Source organism: Pseudomonas lurida (genome assembly GCF_002563895.1).
GTDB lineage: Bacteria > Pseudomonadota > Gammaproteobacteria > Pseudomonadales > Pseudomonadaceae > Aquipseudomonas > Aquipseudomonas lurida.
In genome coordinates this window covers 4,819,679-4,839,043 of sequence record NZ_PDJB01000001.1, presented here as the reverse complement: position 1 = coordinate 4,839,043, position 19,365 = coordinate 4,819,679, and the positions used below count along the sequence as shown (strand labels likewise).

The window sequence follows — 19,365 nt, the reverse complement described above, 5'->3', positions numbered from 1 at the left end:
GCACTACCCCGTCACAGGGTGGTGCCCTTTTTCATTGGTGGGTGATGGGTGAATTCTTAGCAATCTGCATCAGGTCGAGCTATATGCCTCCAACCACTCATCAACACTCTGATCCTGAGGAGGCTTAGGGATAGGTAAATCAGTTATGGAAGCTGTCTTATATTCGTCCTTTCTTATTAACTTGTTTTCGTGGTTTGAAACGCACGTAGTTGGAATCGGCTGTAACCCGCGCACTGCATGGGCTGGAGCGTTTTCCTTGTCCGGGGCTCTTGTCCGGAAGTTGTCCGGCAGTTGTCCGGATATTGTCCGGAAGTTGTCCGGCAAAATTGCCTTTCTGAATTGCTCGGTACTCAGACTGATAGGCGCAAGACTGCCGGCGTTAATTCGGTCGTCAGTCAGCAATCCGGTCAGCATGACGCTACGCAGTTTCCCCATGTAATCGTGCATAGCCGCCAGCCGCCGAGGAAAAGGCAGGCCGGTCCCCATCCAGAACTTGTAGAAGTGGCTGCGCTTGCCGATGCGGAATTGTCCCTTGGGAAGCAGCGCGCCAGCCTTAGCTGCGGCCGTGTTCCGCTGACGGGTCAGGTCTGCATTGAAAACGGCGTATACAGACTGCCCATTTACTAGCGAGACGAACCTCAGCGTGATACCGGCGCTCCGGGTTTTGCCATAGTGCCCAGTTGAATAATCCGTGTACTCGAAAGCATCCAGGCCTAATGAGATAAGCGCTTTACGGCAAAGCCTGGCACGGTTGGTGTTGATCCAATCAGGCGGTACGGGCTTGCCGCTCGCCGGTTGAATGACGAGCTGCCCACACTCAATGCTCACCGCGTCACCGCGGCTAAGTAGTTTTGTGGCTAGGCATTCCACTGAATCGACCTCAGCGTAATTCGGCTGGATTACCAGCGGGCCGAAACCCATCGGCATCTCACAGACAGGCGCAAGAGGTCGCCGCAAAACTGCGGAGACCTCTACGAGCTCTGGATTACGACGCTTCGCGCATCAGGATGTACTTGGCTACGCGGTGAGGTGGCCGGCCTGGCTCGGTGGACTGGTGCGTCCAATAGGTGCGGATCTCATGACCCTTCTTCCTGAGACGGCGGATGGTGTTGGGTGGCTGGACGATATCCAGGTCTTTGGCGGCTTCGATGGTTGATACCGGCCCGTTTCGCAGGGCCTCCATCATCTTGCGGTCTTGCTCAGTTGAAGAATGACGTGTCATAGTTTGCCCTTCACGTTGGTGCTATCCAGTGTGTTTTCGCTAAGGCGGTGCTCGAACACCGCCTTGGCAATCTCTCGCGCAACCATGCGCAATCCCGTCTCCTTATTCGTTTCGCTCTTCACCGTGCGCCAACCTTCGCTGCGCGCTCGATAAAAGCCTTCAGTTCGGATGCCAGTGCCAGGCGTCGGCGGCCGATTTTGAAAGTCTTGATTTCGCCTTGAGCGATCAGCTCGTAGGTGGCCGAGCGCGAGATACCCAGAATACGGGCAGATTCTTCGACGCCCACCGACAGCGGTGCCATTTGTTGCTGAGCTTGTTCCATGGTTGTCTCCCTAAATTCCGACCCCAAGCTGGTGTCAGCTGTTGCTAGGTTACAACGCATAAATCTATAAGTGCAAGCAAATGCTAAACAGACTCGTACTCGCACGGATTGACAGCGGTTTGCGTGTCACGCAAGCTGTGGACGTCAGGTCAGTAAGGCTGACCTCATCAGAGCAGATGGAAGGGTATGGCTACTAAGACGAGCAAACGCGCGGGCGAAACGAGCACTACTGTGAGCGTTGGGATTCGGATTGACCCGAAAATCAAGTTCGCGCTCGATATTATGGGGCGCCTGCAAAAGCGCTCTCTGACTGCGGTGATTGAGTGGGCGATCCTCAATACCTTAGAAAGAGAATATCTTGACCAGCACACAAACCTATCAAGCGAGATAGATCAGATTTGGTCCACGGACGAGATTAATCGGCTAGTCAACCTCGCTGAGCGGATGCCTCAAGCTTTGACGTACGACGAGCTCAGAATTTGGGAGACGATCAAGGTTTCTCGATATTTCTGGGGTGTAAAGGAAGGATCGGCCCTTTATCCGCATAAACTGAACGTGCCACTTCTTCGCGAGAACTGGGAAGAACTTATGCAACACGTGGAAGAGAACAAAACTAGCAGCTACGTGAAACAGTTTTTTGAACCAATCCCTTTCTAGATCAACTCCACTGCAGCGGCTTTTGTCCCCGGCGCAAGGTGCGCGTAGCGCAGCGTCATTTTGATATCGGCGTGCCCCAGCAGATCCCGTACCGTGTTGAGCGGTACGCCGGCCATTACAAGGCGTGAAGCGAAGTCGTGACGCATATCGTGCCAGCGGAATCCGTCAATTTGCGCCCGTTCAAGCAACTTGAGCCAGGCGCTTTTGACGTCCTCAAAGCGACCGCCGCCCTGACCTGGGAAGACATACGGCGACTTGCTCACCTGCTTCTTCCAGGCTTCCAGCACGCCAATAGTCTCCTTGTTCATCGGGATGTGGCGCGTATCGCTTGTCTTGGTGGTGGCCCCTGCGACTGTGATTGTCTTCGTGTCGAAGTTCACCGCTGACCATTTCAGGTCGAACAACTCTCCGCGCCTCATGCCGGTATTTAACGATACCAACACCATCGGCTTCAGGTGATCGGTGAAAGGCAGTTCCAGCAGGCTTGGCATCGGCTCTCTCTGACGGTCCGTCCGCCAGGTGTTTGCACTCTCGCGCTCGGCCCTCATTTCATCCTGTCGAGCGTCCAGGGCATCGCGTAGACGCTTGGTCTCGTCAGCAGCCAGATAGCGAATCACCCCCTTTGAATCGACTTTAAGCTGTTTCAGCTTGGCCAGGGGATGCTCATCGATGTAATCCCACTCGAGCGCCCGGCTGAATACTCCGCTGATCGAGCCCATTTTTCGATTCACCGTCGAAGCCTTGTTGCCGGCCTGCATCCATCCGGTGCGGATCTGCTCCAGGTCTCGTCCGGTGATCGCGTCCAGGCGCTGGGCCATGATTGGGTCGAAGTTATTACTGAGGGTGTGCTGCGTCTTCTCGTGGCCTTTGTGGTGAGCCTTGAACCAGGGCATATAGGTGTCGTCGATGAAGTCGCGCAGCGAGGGCAGGCCTGACCCTTTGCGACCCTGTGCGATGGCCAGGGGCTCGCCGTGGGCGTGTGCATCGGCTAAGTACTGGGCGGCCTCGGTTCGGGCTTGGTCAAGAGTAAGCACGCCGACACGCCCGAGGGTGGCGTTCTTGTTTCGGCCCTGACCGCTGGGCAGTACGCGAATGAAGAAACCGGGTTGCACGGTGTCATGCACGCGGTATGCTTTCGCCTCGGCGGCTAGGCTGCCAATTAGCTTCTGAGTGATTTTGGTTTTCAAGGGTTCGACCGTGACAGCAGGGTGGCAGCAAAATGCACTATACCGCTCGATGTTTACGGACTCAATGGGACTAAAAGGCCCAGTAATCCTGGGCTTGTGGCTGTCCCTGTTGGGTCTAGATTGACCCTCCTAAGGGGAAGGTTGGCCGTTCGAACCGGCCCTGGGACACCAGATCCAAAGCCCTGCACAGACCCTTCTGGCAGGGCTTTTTTGTGCGCGCTCTTCAAACACCGGTCGAACCTTGCCGGTGTTCAGGGTTCACAGCAGGTGCGCGATGTATTTATCGCCAGTTGTGTACCTTCTGAGCGGCCAGGCAGCGTCTGAGCTGTTAAGCAAAATAATCCCCGGAATCAGAGCCTGCCGCCTGTCCGGACCCGGTTACCCCGGACTATCATGCTGATAGCCCTGTCTCTCACTGCAAGGAGCCGCTCGGAACGCCGATGCGCCAAATCTGGAAATCTTTTCGAGCCCTTTATTTCGCCTCCTTGATGATGCTGATCGGCTCCGGCCTGCTCAGTACTTACCTGGCCTTGCGCCTGGCGGCCGACCATGTCGACAGCCTGTGGGTGGGTGCGCTGATGGCGGCCAACTATTTTGGCCTGGTGCTGGGTGGCAAGATCGGGCACCGCCTGATCGCTCGGGTCGGGCATATCCGTGCCTATGCCACTTGCGCCGGCATTGTCGGTGCGGCCGTACTGGGCCATGGTCTGATCGATTGGCTGCCGGCCTGGATCGTGCTGCGGGTGATCGTGGGCCTGGGGATGATGTGCCAGTACATGGTCATTGAAAGCTGGCTCAATGAGCAGGCCGACGCCAAGCAGCGCGGCGTGGTATTCAGCGGCTACATGATTGCCTCTTACCTGGGCCTGGTCCTCGGCCAACTGATCCTGGTCATGCACCCTCAGCTCGGCCTTGAATTGCTGATGTTGGTCGCACTGTGTTTTGCGCTGTGCCTGGTGCCAGTGGCCATGACCCGCCGTATTCACCCGGCGCCCCTGCACCCGGCGCCGATGGAGCCGCGCTTCTTCATAAAGCGCGTGCCGCAGTCGTTGAGTACGGTGCTTGGCGCAGGGTTGATCGTGGGCTCGTTCTACGGCCTGGCGCCGCTCTATGCTTCTCAGCAGGGCCTGACGACCGAACAGGTCGGTCTGTTCATGGGTAGCTGTATCTTCGCTGGCCTGTTGGTGCAGTGGCCGCTGGGCTGGCTGTCGGACCGCTATGATCGCGCGCTGCTGATCCGTTGCTTTGCCCTTTGCCTGGCGGTGGCGGCGTTGCCGTTGGCGATCCTGAGCAAGGTGCCGCTGGAGGTGCTGTTCGTGGCGGGCTTCGTATGCTCCCTGGTGCAGTTCTGCCTTTATCCGCTGGCGGTCGCATTCTCCAACGACCATGTCGAAGGTGATCGCCGCGTGTCACTCACGGCCATGCTGCTGGTGACCTACGGTGTCGGCGCGAGTATCGGGCCTTTGCTGGCTGGTGTGGTCATGAAGATGTTCGGCAGTCACATGCTGTATGCGTTCTTCAGCCTGTGTGCATTGATCCTGGTATGGCGTATCCGGCCGAAAGCGGTGACTAACCTGCATCAGGTGGACGATGCACCGCTGCACCACGTTGCGATGCCCGACAGCATGTCCAGTTCGCCGCTGGTGGCCGCGCTGGACCCGCGTGTGGATGAACAGGTCGTGCAGGAACAAATGCAAACCGCCGTCCCTGAACCGGAGCCGGAAACGGATCCGAGCCCGCCCGAGGAGGAGCCGCCCTTCGAGGGGCCGCCTGAACCTGTGGGGCCGGACGAGCATCCTCACGACTTGAGCAGGGCGCGCCCCTGAATGCAAAAGCGGGCAGATCCCATCAGGATCTGCCCGTTTTTTTTGCCGCGATCTCGAGGTTTAAAAATCGTCGTCTTTGTCGAAGCGTCGCGCTTCGCGCTGCAATTGGTACACAAAGCGTTCGACCTGGCGCTGCACCAGGCCACTCATGTTATGGAAGCGCACGCCGGCAAAGGTGGTGTTGATCTTCTCTTCGAAGTGCAGGTAGCGCAGTTCGACCGAGGTGGTCATGCTGCCGAATGGCAGCGCGGCGATAAAGCGGTCGTAGACCTGGCCCAGTTGCAGGCGCTCGGAAATATCCCCTTCAAAGCGCAATTTGCAGCCGGTAGCGGAAATATCCAGCAGCTTGCCGCTGATCGGGGCCTTGAGCTTCTCGCCACCCAATTCGATATTGACCAACTGCGCCAGCTTCAACGCAGCGCGGAATGCGTTGCGACGCTGGTGGTAGACCACTTCGTCGGGCAGGCTGCCGGTGTAGATGCGGTGGCCGTCCTTTTCGCTGATGCTCAGGCTGCCGTTGCTTTCCCACGCAACGCGCACACCGTCGTGGAAACCTTCGATGCGGAAAGGTTCGCCATTTTCGAGGTGGCGTTCGCCATCGCGAGGGATCATTTCATCCAGGGCCAGTGTGCCGCCGTCCCGGTTGACATCCACCAGGTAGCTCTGGAAGCGCTGGCTGCGTTCGTGGAAGGTGATGATCAGCGGGTCATGGCTTTCTTGCAGCATCCGCAAGGTGCTGGCGATTTCCAGAGGGGTGGTGAGGACCTTGGGTGGCTGCGGGGCATCTTCCGCATTAAGGGCGTTGAACACGGTTCTTCCATCTCCAGACAAAATACGACTACACGCAAGAGCAGGCATTCTGCCAGTATGTGGCGCGCCTTGGATAGGTCGCGCTGCAAACCGGCGTCAGGCCTGGCTGCGGGTGCTTGGCTTGACCAGGCGCGAGGTGGAACCCTGAGCGTTGTAAAGCGCTGGAGGCTCTCCGCCGTGAAGTATACGCAACTGGTTGGCGGTCGTAGCTTGCTGAAGCTGGATCGACTGACCGTTGAGCAGGTTGGCTTCCTGGCACTGGGTGAGCAATTGATTGAGTACTTTGCTCTGGGCCAGTAGTTGATCGCCGACCGAGGAATGGCTGGCCAGCTGTGCCAACCCATCATGGTCGGCGGGCAGGCCCAGGCTCACGAGGATCTGGCTGCGTTTTTTGCCGTGCTGTTCCAGCAGGACAATAAGCGACTGCTTGCGTGCAAGGATTTCTTCCAGCAGAGGCATGTCCCGACCATAGAGGGCCAGGGATTCTTCCCTGAGCAGCTCAAGGAGCTGCTGGGTCGGCGCGAGATCATCGATGATCAGTTGAAGCAGATTTTCGTCGTGATGCATGGCTGGCCTTGGGGTTTAAGCGTCCAAAAGCCCGGCGCAGGCCTTTGCCTAGCGCTCGGCTTCGAAATTAAGCAGCTTGCTGGCTACACGGTTGCTGTCGACTTTATAGCTGCCATCGGCGATTGCCTGTTTCAACTCGGCCACACGGGCTTTATTGACCACCGGTTGATCGCGCAGCGAGTCAGTGACCTTCTGCAACTGTTGAGCCTCATTGCTCAGGTGTACGGATTCCCCGCTCTGGCTGGCACTGGCCTGTTCCGCCTTGGCGGGCAGTGGCTGGGCCTTGGCTTCTACGCTGTCCTTGGTGCCGGTAGCACGCGTAGGCGCCGACGTTGTCGGGGTGTTATTCAAACGACTGAAATCGATGACCATGATAAAAAAACCTCTGGGTATTTGGACGCTTGCCATGTTTTCGGCCATACCCGGACAAACTTTAGGCTCGATTGACAATAAACTGCACAGGCCGGCATCCAACCGACAGTGTAGGAAAAGCTGGCGCCTGATACCAGTGGTCTATAAAGCCACCTCCACTTGACCCGGTGCGGTGACCCGCGCCTTGATCACCCGGTTGGAGTTGAGATTCTTTACCCGTATCTGTTCGCTCATGCCGCCATTGGACAAGGCTTCCCCGGGCATTTTGACCTGCAGCGCACCGCTGCTGGCGGAAATGACCACCTGATCGCCCTTGCGGATCACCTCCGCCTGCTCCAGATGTATCAGCGTGATGACCTGGTCAGTGACCACTGGTCGGGTCAATTTTTGCCCGACGGCCTGATCGAGGGAGGTCAGGTAGCCTTGACTGATCATGCTGATGTCTCGCTCGCGCAGCACAACGTCTTCGAAACCGATGATGCCGGTGCGTTTGAGCGGGCGGGCAACCACCACCACATCGCGGAACAGCTTGACCTGGGCCGGCACGAACACCGTCCAGGGCGAGGCGCCATCACAGCGTACCTTGACCGTCACGCGGCCGATGGGCTGGGCGGGGCTTTCCAGGGTGGCTGTCAATTCCTTGTCGCACATCGGCATGCGCAGGCGCGGGTCCAACTGGTTGACCTGGATTTCATAACGCCCCGGCGTCTGGGTGGTTGCCAGATAATCTTCTACAGTGAACTCAAGAAAGCCTTGGGTGACGCCGATAAGTAGATCAGGCAAGGTGACGTTGTCTGCACGGGCCGTGGCGCCCAGGCCGAAGGCAAGCAGCGCCAGCGGTGCGCAGAGCAATCTGCACAACCGGGTCAGGTGAAGGCGTCGGGAAACTGTCGTTTTAATATCCATAAATCAATAAATAGCAAAGCTCGTGCCGTTTAGTGTTGGGTGCGCGTCGCACCCTCAAAGGTTTTAGCGTAGGAGTCTGGGCATGGCAGGAGTAATGGATTCAGTAAACCAGCGCACACAGCTGGTAGGGCAGAATCGCCTGGAGTTGTTGCTTTTTCGCCTGGATGGCAAGCAGCTATATGGCATCAACGTGTTCAAGGTGCGGGAAGTGCTGCAATGCCCCAAGCTGACGATCATGCCCAAGTCCAGTCCGGTGGTGTGTGGCGTAGCCAACATCCGTGGCGCGACGATCCCGATTCTTGACCTGGCCCTGGCCACCGGTTCGGCGGGTTTGCAGGACCGCGAGAACCCGTTCGTCATCATTACCGAGTACAACACCAAGACCCAGGGTTTCCTGGTGCGCTCGGTGGAGCGCATCGTCAATATGAACTGGGAAGAGATCCATCCGCCGCCCAAGGGCACCGGTCGCGATCACTACCTCACGGCAGTGACGCGGGTCGATAACCAGTTGGTGGAAATCATCGACGTGGAGAAGATCCTCGCCGAAGTGGCGCCGACCTCGGAATCGATTTCCGTGGGTGTGGTGGACGCCGAGACCGCGCACAAGGCGATTTCCCTGCGGGTATTGACGGTCGATGACTCCTCGGTGGCGCGTAAGCAGGTGACCCGTTGCCTGCAAACCGTTGGCGTGGAAGTCGTGGCCCTCAACGATGGTCGCCAGGCGTTGGACTACCTGCGCAAACTGGTGGACGAGGGCAAGAAGCCGGAAGAAGAATTCTTGATGATGATCTCCGACATCGAGATGCCGGAAATGGATGGCTACACCCTCACGGCCGAGATTCGCAACGACCCACGCATGCAAAAGTTGCATATCATCCTGCATACTTCGTTGTCGGGTGTATTCAATCAGGCGATGGTCAAGAAGGTCGGTGCCGATGACTTCCTGGCCAAATTCCGTCCTGATGACCTCGCATCCCGGGTAGTCGACCGGATCAAGGCAGCAGATCACGGCTAGGGGCATTTCCCCTGGCGGTCACACGATTTAAGAGGCGGTATCATTGTCTACGGGTAATTTGGATTTCGAACAGTTCCGGGTCTTCCTGGAAAAAGCCTGTGGCATATTGCTCGGTGAAAACAAGCAGTACCTGGTATCCAGCCGTCTCAACAAACTGATGGAGCAGCAGGGCATCAAGTCGTTGGGCGAGCTGGTCCAGCGTATGCAGGGACAGCCGCGCAGCGGGCTCAAGGAGATGGTGGTCGATGCCATGACCACCAACGAAACCCTGTGGTTTCGCGACACCTACCCCTTTGAAGTGCTCAAGAACAAAGTGCTGCCGGAAGCCATCAAGGCCAGCCCGGGCCAGCGCCTGCGCATCTGGTCGGCCGCCTGCTCTTCGGGGCAGGAGCCGTACTCGATCTCGATGTCCATCGATGAGTTCGAGCGGACCAACATGGGCCAGTTGAAGGCTGGGGCGCAAATCGTGGCCACCGACCTGTCTGGCACCATGCTGACCAACTGCAAGACCGGCGAGTACGACAGCCTGGCCCTGGGCCGTGGTTTGTCCCAGGAACGCCTGCAACGCTACTTCGACCCGAAAGGGGCGGGGCGTTGGGCGGTCAAGGCGCCGATCAAGAACCGCGTGGAATTCCGCTCGTTCAACCTGCTCGACAGCTACGCCAGCCTGGGCAAGTTCGACATGGTGTTCTGCCGCAACGTGCTGATCTACTTCTCGGCCGAAGTGAAGAAAGACATCCTGTTGCGCATCCACGGCACGCTCAAGCGCGGTGGCTATCTGTTCCTGGGTGCTTCCGAAGCGCTGAACGGCCTGCCGGACCATTACCAGATGGTGCAGTGCAGCCCGGGGATCATCTACCAGGCCAAGTAAAACCTACACGGTCAACAATGTGGGAGCGGGCTTGCTCGCGAATGCCTCCTGTCAGTCTGAGACACGTTGACTGATCCAGCGTATTCGCGAGCAAGTCCGCTCCCACATTTGTTTTGCGGCAATCCTCCTGAAAGCGGCAACTCCCCATTGCCGCTTTACTGGCGCCACGCGGAAACCCCTTGCCGCTTTTCTGGCATTGCCGCCGGTAACTCCCTGCGAAACCCTTGATATACGGGCCTCCGCCAGATTGGCATGTACCTTGCTATAACCCAGTTAACGAAAAGCAGGTCAGCCCTTAAAGGTCACCCCCATGAGCATCAGCTTCGATAAAGCGCTCGGTATCCACGAACAAGCCCTGGGCTTCCGCGCCCAGCGTGCCGAAGTCCTGGCCAACAACATTGCCAACGCCGATACCCCGAACTACAAGGCTCGGGACCTGGACTTCTCCGCCGTGCTCGCCGCGCAGCAGGACAAGACCAAGAACGGCACCTTCGCCTTGAACATGACCAACAGCCGTCATATCGAAGCGCAAGGCCTGAGCAGTGGTGACGAGTCGTTGCTGTATCGCACGCCGATGCAGCCGTCGATCGACCAGAACACTGTCGACGCCCAGCTGGAGCAATCGGCCTACGCCGAGAACTCGGTGAACTTTCAAGCCAGCTTCACCCTGCTTAACAGCAAATTCAAAGGGCTGATGTCAGCCCTGCGTGGAGAGTAAGCCATGTCCCTGTCCAGTGTTTTCAATATTGCCGGCAGTGGCATGAGCGCGCAGACCACGCGCTTGAACACCGTCGCCAGTAACATCGCCAACGCCGAGACCGTGTCTTCGAGCATTGACCAGACCTACCGCGCCCGTCACCCGGTGTTCGCCACCATGTTCCAGGGTGGCCAGAGCGGCGGCAGCGATTCGCTGTTCCAGGACCAAGGCGCAGCCGGCTCCGGCGTGCAGGTGCTCGGTGTGGTTGAAGACCAGAGCAATCTGGAAGCCCGCTACGAGCCTAACCACCCTGCGGCGAACGAAAAAGGCTACGTCTACTACCCGAACGTCAACGTGGTCGAGGAAATGGCTGACATGATCTCTGCCAGCCGCTCGTTCCAGACCAACGCGGAAATGATGAATACCGCCAAAACCATGATGCAAAAGGTCCTGACCCTGGGTCAGTGATAAGGGGCGCCAAATAATGGCCATCGTTGATACGTCAAACAACACGGCAGTCCAGGACCTTTTCAACTCCAAGGTCAAGACCGCGACAGATAACAGCAGCGTCGGCGACGCAGCCAAGTCTGCGACGGGTAACCAGTCGCTGGGCAAGGACGCGTTCCTGCAACTGCTGGTGACCCAGCTGAAGAACCAGAACCCGCTGTCGCCGCAAGACAACGGCGCGTTCGTGGCCCAGCTGGCGCAGTTCAGCAGCCTGGAAGGCATCAACACCCTGAACGACTCGGTGAATGCGATCTCCAGCAACTTCAGCTCGTCGCAGGCACTGCAGGCGTCGTCGCTGGTAGGCCGCTCGATCATCATCCAGACCGACAAGGCCATGGTTGATACCAGCAAGAGCATGACCGGTTCGGTGGATGTCACAGCGGCGACCGGCAACGTCTCCGTCAAGATCACCGACAAAGACGGCAACGTGGTGCGCACCATCGAAATGGGCGCCCAGAGCGCCGGCACCCAGAGCTTTATCTGGGATGGCAAGAACGACAAGGGCGAAGTGGCTCCTGCGGGCACCTACACCTTCAATGCCACCACCAAGAACGACAAGGGCGACTCCGTTGCCCTGGCCACTTCGCTGCCAGCGACGGTAACGAGCGTGACCCTGAGCAAGACCGGCGGCGAAATGCTGCTGAACCTGGCTGGCGGCATGGGCAGCGTCAAGCTGTCGCAAATTCAGACTATCGGTACATAGAGCCGGCTAAACACGGCAGAGGGAGAGAAACATGTCTTTTAACATCGGCCTTAGCGGCCTCTATGCGGCCAACAAACAACTGGACGTGACCGGCAACAACATCGCCAACGTCGCGACCACAGGCTTCAAGTCGTCCCGTGCGGAATTCGCGGACATCTACGCAGCCTCCAAACTGGGCACCGGCCAGAACAGCATCGGTAACGGTGTGAACCTGGCGGCCGTGTCCCAGCAGTTCACCCAAGGTGACGTCAACGGCAGCGGCGGCATCCTGGACATGGCGATCCAGGGCGGCGGCTTCTTCGTCCAGAAGGGCAGCGATGGTTCGCTGGAATACACCCGCAGCGGTGCCTTCCGTGCCGACAAAGACGGCTACATCACCAACAACACCGGCACCTCGCGCCTGCAAGGCTACGCAGCAGACGCTGACGGCAAGATCATCAAGGGCGGCCTGGTCGACCTGCAGCTGAACCTGTCGAACCTGCCGCCCAAGGCCTCCACCAAAGTGGATTCCACCAGTAACCTGAACTCCTCGGAGCCGGTGATCGACCAGACGGCCAAGCCGTTCAACCCGAACGACACCAGCACCTTCACCACCCAGTACAGCACCACCTTGTACGACTCCCAGGGCAACGCGCACCCGATGGTGCAGTACTTGGTGAAAACCGACGGCAACAAGTGGAGCGCCTATACCCTGATTGACGGCCGCAACCCAGATGGTTCGGCGCCAACCGGTACGCCGTCTACTCCGCCTGTGCCGTCGGCCTTGACCTTCGATGGCAACGGCAAGCTGACCAGCGTCGTGACCGGTGGTGTCTCCAACAAGACACTGACCATCACCGGCTGGGTCCCAGGTACGGTGACAGATGGCGTGTGGAAGGCAAACGGCGCGAATGCCAACCCGACAGGGATCGCCGTCAACATGGCCAACATCACCCAGTACAACTCGGCCACTTACCGCAACCCTCCGGTCACCGATGGCTACGCCACCGGCCAGATCACCGGGCTGAAAATCGATGGCAGCGGCGTACTGTTCGCAACGTTCAGCAACCAGCAGAGCAAGGCCATCGGCCAGATCTCCCTGGCCAGCTTCAACAACGAACAAGGCCTGCAGCCTGCCGGCGGTACTACCTGGAAAGAGACCTTCGCTTCGGGCCAGCCAGGCTATGACACTCCGCAGGCCGGCACCCTGGGTTCGATCGTGGCCAACTCCCTGGAGAACTCCAACGTCAACCTGACCAACGAGCTGGTGGACCTGATCAAGGCCCAGAGCAACTATCAGGCGAACGCCAAGACCATCTCCACCCAGAGCACCATCATGCAGACCATCATCCAGATGACCTGATGCGGTAGCGCTGTACAAGAAGCCCCTCGAAAGAGGGGCTTTTTTGTGGGTGGTCGCGCAAGGTTTTCCGGCTTGAAATACAGCCGACTGCAGCAGCCGGCTTGCCGGCCAACACACGGGCAACTGATACGCCGCTATCACTGGCAAGCCAGCGCCCACCGCGTGATGTGTGCAGGGGCGTGCGCTGCAGGCTCGGCCCCAAAAGAAAACCCCCGGCACACCCAGGGGGCATGTCGGGGGTTTCGAGTAAGCGCCTTTCAGCGCCTACCGGCTCAGCTTATTGGCAAGCTTCGCAGTCCGGCTCGTCGATCGCGCAGGCTTTTGGCACTGGTGCCGGGCCGGCTGGAGCGGCGAGGACCGAATCATCACCGTGGTTGCCGCCGCTGGAAACAGCGTTGAGCTTGCCGGTGTTGATGGTCGACTTCTCGGTGCTGGTCGCGGCCAGGGCACGGAGGTAGTAAGTGGTTTTCAAGCCACGGTACCAAGCCATGCGGTAGGTCACGTCCAGCTTCTTGCCCGAAGCGCCGGCGATGTACAGGTTCAGGGACTGGGCCTGGTCGATCCACTTCTGACGACGGCTGGCCGCGTCAACGATCCACTTGGTGTCCACTTCGAAGGCGGTCGCGTAGAGCTCTTTGAGTTCTTGCGGGATGCGCTCGATCTGCTGCACGGAACCGTCGTAGTACTTCAGGTCGTTGATCATGACCGAGTCCCACAGGCCGCGGGCTTTCAGGTCGCGAACCAGGTACGGGTTGATCACGGTGAATTCGCCCGACAGGTTCGATTTCACATACAGGTTCTGGTAGGTCGGTTCGATCGACTGCGACACGCCAGTGATGTTGGCGATGGTGGCGGTCGGTGCGATGGCCATGATGTTGGAGTTACGAATGCCTTTTTGCACACGGGCACGTACCGGCGCCCAATCCAGGGATTCGTTCAGGTCAACGTCGATGTACTTCTGGCCACGGGCTTCGATCAGGATCTGTTGCGAATCCAGCGGCAGGATGCCTTTGGACCACAGCGAACCCTGGAACGTCTCGTAGGCACCGCGCTCGTCGGCCAGGTCGCAGGAAGCCTGGATCGCGTAGTAGCTCACCGCTTCCATGGACTTGTCGGCGAACTCGACCGCAGCGTCCGAACCGTAAGGAATGTGCTGCAGGTACAGCGCGTCCTGGAAGCCCATGATGCCCAGGCCGACCGGACGGTGCTTGAAGTTGGAGTTCTGCGCCTGTGGTACCGAGTAGTAGTTGATGTCGATCACGTTATCGAGCATGCGAACGGCGGTGTTGACGGTGCGCTCCAGCTTGGCGGTGTCCAGCTTGCCGTTGACGATGTGGTTCGGCAGGTTGATCGAGCCCAGGTTGCAAACGGCGATCTCGTCCTTGTTGGTGTTCAAGGTGATCTCGGTGCACAGGTTCGAGCTGTGGACCACGCCTACGTGCTGCTGCGGGCTGCGCAGGTTGCACGGGTCCTTGAAAGTCAGCCATGGGTGGCCGGTTTCGAACAGCATGGACAGCATTTTGCGCCACAGGTCTTTGGCCTGGATGGTCTTGAACAGCTTGACCTTGCCTGGGTACTCGGTGAGGGCTTCGTAGTACTCGTAGCGCTCTTCGAAGGCCTTGCCGGTCAGGTCGTGCAGGTCTGGAACTTCGGATGGCGAGAACAGGGTCCACTTGCCGTCATCGAAGACGCGCTTCATGAACAGGTCTGGGATCCAGTTGGCGGTGTTCATGTCGTGGGTACGACGACGATCATCACCGGTGTTCTTGCGCAGCTCGATGAACTCTTCAATGTCCATGTGCCAGGTTTCCAGGTAGGCACACACAGCGCCTTTGCGCTTGCCGCCCTGGTTGACCGCAACGGCGGTGTCGTTCACGACTTTGAGGAACGGTACAACGCCTTGGGACTTGCCGTTGGTGCCCTTGATGTACGAACCCAGCGCACGCACCGGGGTCCAGTCGTTACCCAGGCCGCCGGCGAATTTGGACAACATGGCGTTGTCGTGGATCGCGTGGTAGATGCCCGACAGGTCGTCCGGCACGGTGGTCAGGTAGCAGCTCGACAGCTGTGGACGCAGGGTGCCGGCGTTGAACAGGGTCGGGGTCGACGACATGTAGTCGAAGGACGACAGCAGGTTGTAGAACTCGATGGCACGGTCTTCTTTGTGCTTCTCTTCGATCGCCAGGCCCATGGCCACGCGCATGAAGAACACTTGCGGCAGTTCGAAGCGGATACCGTCCTTGTGGATGAAGTAGCGGTCGTACAGGGTTTGCAGGCCCAGGTAAGTGAACTGCTGGTCGCGCTCGTGGTTGATCGCCTTGCCGAGCTTTTCCAGGTCGAAGGTGGCCAGCACCGGGTTCAGCAATTCGTATTCGATACCCTTGGCGATGTAGGCCGGCAGGGCCTTGGCGTACAGGTCGGCCATCTCATGGTGAGTGGCGCTGTCGGCGACTTTCAGGAAGCCCAGGCCTTCGGCACGCAGGGTGTCCATCAGCAGGCGCGCGGTCACGAACGAGTAGTTCGGCTCGCGTTCAACCAGGGTACGGGCGGTCATCACCAGGGCGGTGTTGACGTCGGTCAGGGCTACGCCGTCGTACAGGTTCTTCAGGGTTTCGCGCTGGATCAGGTCACCATCGACTTCTTCCAGGCCTTCGCAGGCCTCGGTGATGATGGTGTTCAGGCGGCCCAGGTCCAGCGGAGCAAAGCTGCCGTCGGCGAGGGTAATACGGATCGACGGGTGAGCTTGCACGGAGGCTTCGTCAGCCGGGGAGCGCACGGCACGTTCCTTGGCGCGCGAATCACGGTAGATCACGTAGTCGCGGGCGACTTTCTGCTCGCCGGCACGCATCAGGGCCAGTTCGACCTGGTCCTGGATTTCTTCGATGTGGATGGTGCCGCCCGAGGGCATGCGACGCTTGAAGGTCGCGGTGACTTGTTCGGTCAGGCGGGCAACGGTGTCATGGATGCGCGACGAAGCGGCAGCGGTACCGCCTTCAACTGCAAGAAACGCTTTGGTGATGGCGACGGTGATTTTGTCATCGGTGTAAGGAACGACAGTGCCGTTACGCTTGATCACGCGCAATTGGCCGGGTGCAGTGGCGGACAGATCCAGGTTCGAATCAGCGGCCTGCGGCACGGAGCCCTGCGGGTTCTCGCGAGTTGTGTCGGTTTGCATGGGGGGTTGTCTCCACATTCTATATTTATTTGGGCACCATCACGGTGCCCACCGTTCCGTCCTGAAGCACTTACAGCAGGCCTGGGCCTGGCATAACAACTTCGGGACAGGAGGAAGGGAGCTGTTCGCGCCGCTTCCATGCCGAAGTCTTCGGTTCGGGGCTGAAACGCCCTTGGCCGTATTCCTGATGGGTGACAGTTGCCAGGTTCAAGCACTGCAACACCCGTACCGTTTTGCGCTGTTGGAGCGTGAAAACGGCTGCCATCCGCGTGCGCGGTTTGGTCTTTGAAAAAATGCTTTGGTTCAACCAAGCAAGAGCAAGAAAGGGCTTGAGTTTCTTGTCTGATCTGTGTTTGGTTTTTTTCGCCCAAAACCCTACATGTAGGGTTTTTTTAGCGCCGAGCTACAAGATAATGCGTTTTGGGGGGCTTAGCAACGCACTACCTGTGGATAACGCTGTGGGTAAAATGTGTATGAAACGTGGAACAGCCGTGTAGGCCGCATTGCTGCTGGATTAGGCCGTTTGTCACCGAATATTCCAAGGTAAAAACAGCAGGTTGGATTTTTGAGGGCGCGAACCCTATCACAAAAAAAGGCGATCACCGAATGGATTTCCCGGCTTGTGTTTGGGGACTGGCTCATGGCTACAATCGGTATGTTATGCCCTCAAAACATTACAAATAAGGTGGCCGGGCAACGATCAAACCTGTGGGAGCGGGCTTGCCCGCGATTGCAGTGCGTCAGTCACCGATGCATTGACTGAAACGCCGCCATCGCGGGCAGGCCCGCTCCCACATTTGACGTCATTGGCTGACGATTCCCTCCCTATATAAAAACGAGGATCACGCATGGAGCATGAAGCCTGGCAGGTATTGATCGTCGAGGATGACGAACGGCTGGCCGAGTTGACCCGCGAGTACCTGGAGAGCAACGGCCTGCGGGTGTCGGTGGAGGGCGATGGTGCCCAGGCGGCGGCGCGCATCATCGCCGAACAGCCAGACCTGGTGATCCTCGACCTGATGCTGCCCGGCGAAGACGGCCTGAGCATCTGCCGCAAGGTGCGCGAGCGCTATGACGGCGTGATCCTGATGCTCACCGCACGCACCGACGATATGGACCAGGTGCTGGGCCTTGACATGGGCGCCGACGACTACGTGTGCAAACCCGTGCGCCCACGCTTGCTGCTGGCGCGTATCCAGGCGTTATTGCGGCGCAGCGAACCGGCGGAGCCAGCTGCCGTGGAGAGCCAGCGCCGCCTGCAATTCGGTCCCTTGGTGGTGGACAATGCCCTGCGCGAGGCCTGGCTGAATAATGATGGTATCGAACTGACCAGCGCCGAATTCGACCTGCTGTGGCTGCTGGTGGCGAACGCCGGGCGCATTCTGTCGCGCGAAGAAATCTTCATCGCCCTGCGCGGCATCGGCTACGACGGCCAGGACCGTTCGATCGATGTGCGCATTTCACGCATTCGCCCGAAAATCGGCGACGACCCGATCCACCCGCGGCTGATCAAGACCATTCGCAGCAAAGGCTACCTGTTCGTCCCCGAAGCCGCCGCCGACATGCCGCTGTGAACTCGATCTTCCTGCGCATCTACGGCGGCATGTGCGCGGCGCTGATCCTGGTCGCGCTGCTTGGGGTACTGGCCCTGCACCTGCTCAACGAGGTGCGCAGCGGCCAGTACCGCGAGCGTCTGGCCCACGGCACCTTCGCGTTGATGGGCGATAACCTGCAACCCATGAGCCCCATCGAGCGCCAGCGTGCCCTGGCGGTGTGGGAGCGTTTGCTGGGAATCCCGCTGGAATTGCGCCCGCTGGCCGATGCGCAACTGGACTTGAGCCAGCGCAATCAACTGCAACGTGGCCAGGTGCTGGTGGAGCAGACCGGGCCGCATGCCGCGCGGGTGCTGCGCCTGGTCAGTAATCAGGAGCAGTGGGTGCTCACCGGCGAAGTGCAGCAGATCAGCGAACAGTTGGCGCGCGCGACTATTTACCTGCTGGCCGACGAATTGGTGCGCTTCCCGGTGGCCGAGCAGCCGCAACGCCTGGCGGCTATAAAAGAAGCCAAGGGGTTCGGCTTTGATATGCACCTGATGACCCTCGACCAGGCCGACATGGACGAAGATCAGCGCCGCCGCGTGTCGGAAGGCGATACGGTGATGGCCTTGGGCAAGGGCGGTGATTCGATCCGCGTGTTCGCCGGTATGGTCGGTACGCCGTGGGTGCTGGAAATCGGTCCGCTGTACCAAATGAACCCTTATCCGGCGCAATGGCTGATCCTGATCGCCTTGATCAGCCTGACCCTGATCGGTTTGATCGTCTACCTATTGGTGCGCCAGCTTGAGCGGCGGCTGCGCGGCCTGGAAGCTGCTGCCACCCGCATCGCCAAGGGCAACCTGGAAGTCCGCGTGCCGGCTCGCGGCGCCGACTCGGTGGGGCGCCTGGCCGCGGCGTTCAATGGCATGGCCGAGCACTTGCAGCAGTTGCTGGCGATCCAGCGCGAACTGGTGCGCGCGGTGTCCCACGAGCTGCGCACGCCGGTGGCACGCCTGCGTTTCGGCCTGGAGATGGTCGGCGATGCCACCACCGCCGAGGCGCGGCGCAAATACCTGGAAGGCATGGACAGCGATATCCAGGACCTCGACGGCCTGGTGGACGAGATGCTGACTTACGCACGCCTGGAACAGGGATCGCCGGAGCTGAATTTCCAGCGGGTCGACCTCAATGCCCTGCTCGATCAGGTGATCGGCGAATTATCGCCACTGCGTCCGCAGGTCAACGTGGCCCGGGGTATTTGCCTGTCATCCGCGCATTGGGACGACGCCTGGGTCGATGCCGAGCCGCGTTACCTGCACCGTGCGCTGCAGAATCTGGTGAGCAATGCGATGCGCCACGCCCAGGGCCAGGTGTTGATCAGTTATCAGGTGGGCCAGGTGCGCTGCCGCATCGATGTCGAAGATGACGGCCCCGGCGTGCCGGAAAGTGCCTGGGAGCGCATCTTCACGCCGTTCCTGCGCCTGGACGACAGCCGCACTCGCGCCTCCGGTGGCCATGGCCTGGGGTTGTCGATCGTGCGGCGGATTATCTATTGGCACGGCGGGCGGGCGTTGATCAGCAAGAGCAATAACTTGGGTGGGGCCTGTTTCAGCTTGAGTTGGCCCCGGGACCAGGAGAAATCCTGATGCCG

19 protein-coding genes are annotated in these 19,365 nt (G+C 59.2%); 10 read left to right on the top strand and 9 right to left on the bottom strand.

Features of this window, described 5'->3' with window-relative positions:
* Positions 1-69: 69 nt before the first annotated feature.
* The 3 genes from ATH90_RS21910 to ATH90_RS21900 form a co-directional block, all read right to left on the bottom strand.
* Positions 70-921, bottom strand: a complete 852-nt coding sequence (locus ATH90_RS21910) for a hypothetical protein (protein ID WP_244906001.1) — start codon at positions 919-921, stop codon at positions 70-72.
* 64 nt (positions 922-985) lie between these two features.
* On the bottom strand, positions 986-1,222 hold the full coding sequence (locus tag ATH90_RS21905; RefSeq protein WP_026067396.1) for a helix-turn-helix domain-containing protein: 237 nt from the start codon (positions 1,220-1,222) through the stop codon (positions 986-988).
* A gap of 118 nt (positions 1,223-1,340) precedes the next feature.
* On the bottom strand, positions 1,341-1,544 hold the full coding sequence (locus ATH90_RS21900; protein ID WP_017138396.1) for a helix-turn-helix domain-containing protein: 204 nt from the start codon (positions 1,542-1,544) through the stop codon (positions 1,341-1,343).
* Positions 1,545-1,730: 186 nt separating this feature from the next.
* On the opposite strand from ATH90_RS21900, the gene ATH90_RS21895 reads away from it, so the two are divergent.
* Positions 1,731-2,201 carry a hypothetical protein gene (locus ATH90_RS21895; RefSeq protein ID WP_017138395.1) on the top strand — a complete coding sequence of 157 codons (471 nt, stop codon included), beginning with the start codon at positions 1,731-1,733 and terminating at the stop codon, positions 2,199-2,201.
* Here ATH90_RS21895 and ATH90_RS21890 read toward each other — a convergent pair.
* Positions 2,198-3,388, bottom strand: a complete 1,191-nt coding sequence (locus ATH90_RS21890; RefSeq protein WP_098467244.1) for a site-specific integrase — start codon at positions 3,386-3,388, stop codon at positions 2,198-2,200. The genes ATH90_RS21895 and ATH90_RS21890 overlap by 4 nt on opposite strands.
* 440 nt (positions 3,389-3,828) lie before the next feature.
* On the opposite strand from ATH90_RS21890, the gene ATH90_RS21885 reads away from it, so the two are divergent.
* Positions 3,829-5,214 (top strand): MFS transporter, encoded by a 1,386-nt coding sequence (locus ATH90_RS21885; RefSeq protein WP_034108401.1) that lies wholly within the window; start codon positions 3,829-3,831, stop codon positions 5,212-5,214.
* Between the two features lie 60 nt (positions 5,215-5,274).
* Here ATH90_RS21885 and ATH90_RS21880 read toward each other — a convergent pair whose 3' ends face one another.
* The 4 genes from ATH90_RS21880 to flgA form a co-directional block, all read right to left on the bottom strand.
* The gene (locus ATH90_RS21880) at positions 5,275-6,024 is read right to left on the bottom strand and encodes a flagellar brake protein (protein ID WP_034108400.1); all 750 of its coding nucleotides are present in this window, start codon (positions 6,022-6,024) and stop codon (positions 5,275-5,277) included.
* A 96-nt stretch (positions 6,025-6,120) separates the two neighbouring features.
* Positions 6,121-6,591, bottom strand: coding sequence for a flagella synthesis protein FlgN (locus ATH90_RS21875; RefSeq protein WP_034108399.1), 471 nt, complete (start codon positions 6,589-6,591; stop codon positions 6,121-6,123).
* 48 nt (positions 6,592-6,639) lie between these two features.
* Positions 6,640-6,963, bottom strand: a complete 324-nt coding sequence (gene flgM / locus ATH90_RS21870) for a flagellar biosynthesis anti-sigma factor FlgM (RefSeq protein WP_038846372.1) — start codon at positions 6,961-6,963, stop codon at positions 6,640-6,642.
* Between the two features lie 141 nt (positions 6,964-7,104).
* Positions 7,105-7,869, bottom strand: a complete 765-nt coding sequence (gene flgA, locus ATH90_RS21865) for a flagellar basal body P-ring formation chaperone FlgA (protein ID WP_034108395.1) — start codon at positions 7,867-7,869, stop codon at positions 7,105-7,107.
* 82 nt (positions 7,870-7,951) lie between these two features.
* On the opposite strand from flgA, the gene ATH90_RS21860 reads away from it, so the two are divergent.
* From ATH90_RS21860 to flgE, 6 genes are all read left to right on the top strand, one after another.
* Positions 7,952-8,884, top strand: coding sequence for a chemotaxis protein CheV (locus tag ATH90_RS21860; RefSeq protein ID WP_034108393.1), 933 nt, complete (start codon positions 7,952-7,954; stop codon positions 8,882-8,884).
* Positions 8,885-8,927: 43 nt separating this feature from the next.
* Complete coding sequence (cheR, locus tag ATH90_RS21855) at positions 8,928-9,755, top strand: protein-glutamate O-methyltransferase CheR (RefSeq protein WP_034108391.1); 828 nt, start codon at positions 8,928-8,930, stop codon at positions 9,753-9,755.
* Between the two features lie 310 nt (positions 9,756-10,065).
* Entirely contained in the window at positions 10,066-10,473 is a 408-nt protein-coding gene (gene flgB, locus ATH90_RS21850; protein ID WP_003175633.1) for a flagellar basal body rod protein FlgB, read from the top strand.
* Positions 10,474-10,476: 3 nt separating this feature from the next.
* Positions 10,477-10,920, top strand: a complete 444-nt coding sequence (flgC, locus tag ATH90_RS21845) for a flagellar basal body rod protein FlgC (protein WP_015885456.1) — start codon at positions 10,477-10,479, stop codon at positions 10,918-10,920.
* 16 nt (positions 10,921-10,936) lie between these two features.
* Positions 10,937-11,662 carry a flagellar hook assembly protein FlgD gene (flgD, locus tag ATH90_RS21840; RefSeq protein WP_034108388.1) on the top strand — a complete coding sequence of 242 codons (726 nt, stop codon included), beginning with the start codon at positions 10,937-10,939 and terminating at the stop codon, positions 11,660-11,662.
* A gap of 31 nt (positions 11,663-11,693) precedes the next feature.
* The gene (gene flgE, locus ATH90_RS21835; RefSeq protein WP_034108387.1) at positions 11,694-13,004 is read left to right on the top strand and encodes a flagellar hook protein FlgE; all 1,311 of its coding nucleotides are present in this window, start codon (positions 11,694-11,696) and stop codon (positions 13,002-13,004) included.
* 277 nt (positions 13,005-13,281) lie between these two features.
* Here the strand turns inward: flgE and ATH90_RS21830 are convergent, their stop codons facing one another.
* Positions 13,282-16,179, bottom strand: a complete 2,898-nt coding sequence (locus ATH90_RS21830; protein ID WP_098467243.1) for a ribonucleoside-diphosphate reductase subunit alpha — start codon at positions 16,177-16,179, stop codon at positions 13,282-13,284.
* An 848-nt stretch (positions 16,180-17,027) separates the two neighbouring features.
* On the opposite strand from ATH90_RS21830, the gene ATH90_RS21825 reads away from it, so the two are divergent.
* Both ATH90_RS21825 and ATH90_RS21820 read left to right on the top strand, forming a co-directional pair.
* Positions 17,028-17,753 carry a response regulator gene (locus tag ATH90_RS21825; protein ID WP_034108385.1) on the top strand — a complete coding sequence of 242 codons (726 nt, stop codon included), beginning with the start codon at positions 17,028-17,030 and terminating at the stop codon, positions 17,751-17,753.
* Entirely contained in the window at positions 17,750-19,360 is a 1,611-nt protein-coding gene (locus ATH90_RS21820; protein ID WP_034108384.1) for an ATP-binding protein, read from the top strand. Before ATH90_RS21825 ends, ATH90_RS21820 begins: the two co-directional genes overlap by 4 nt.
* Positions 19,361-19,365 lie beyond the last annotated feature (5 nt).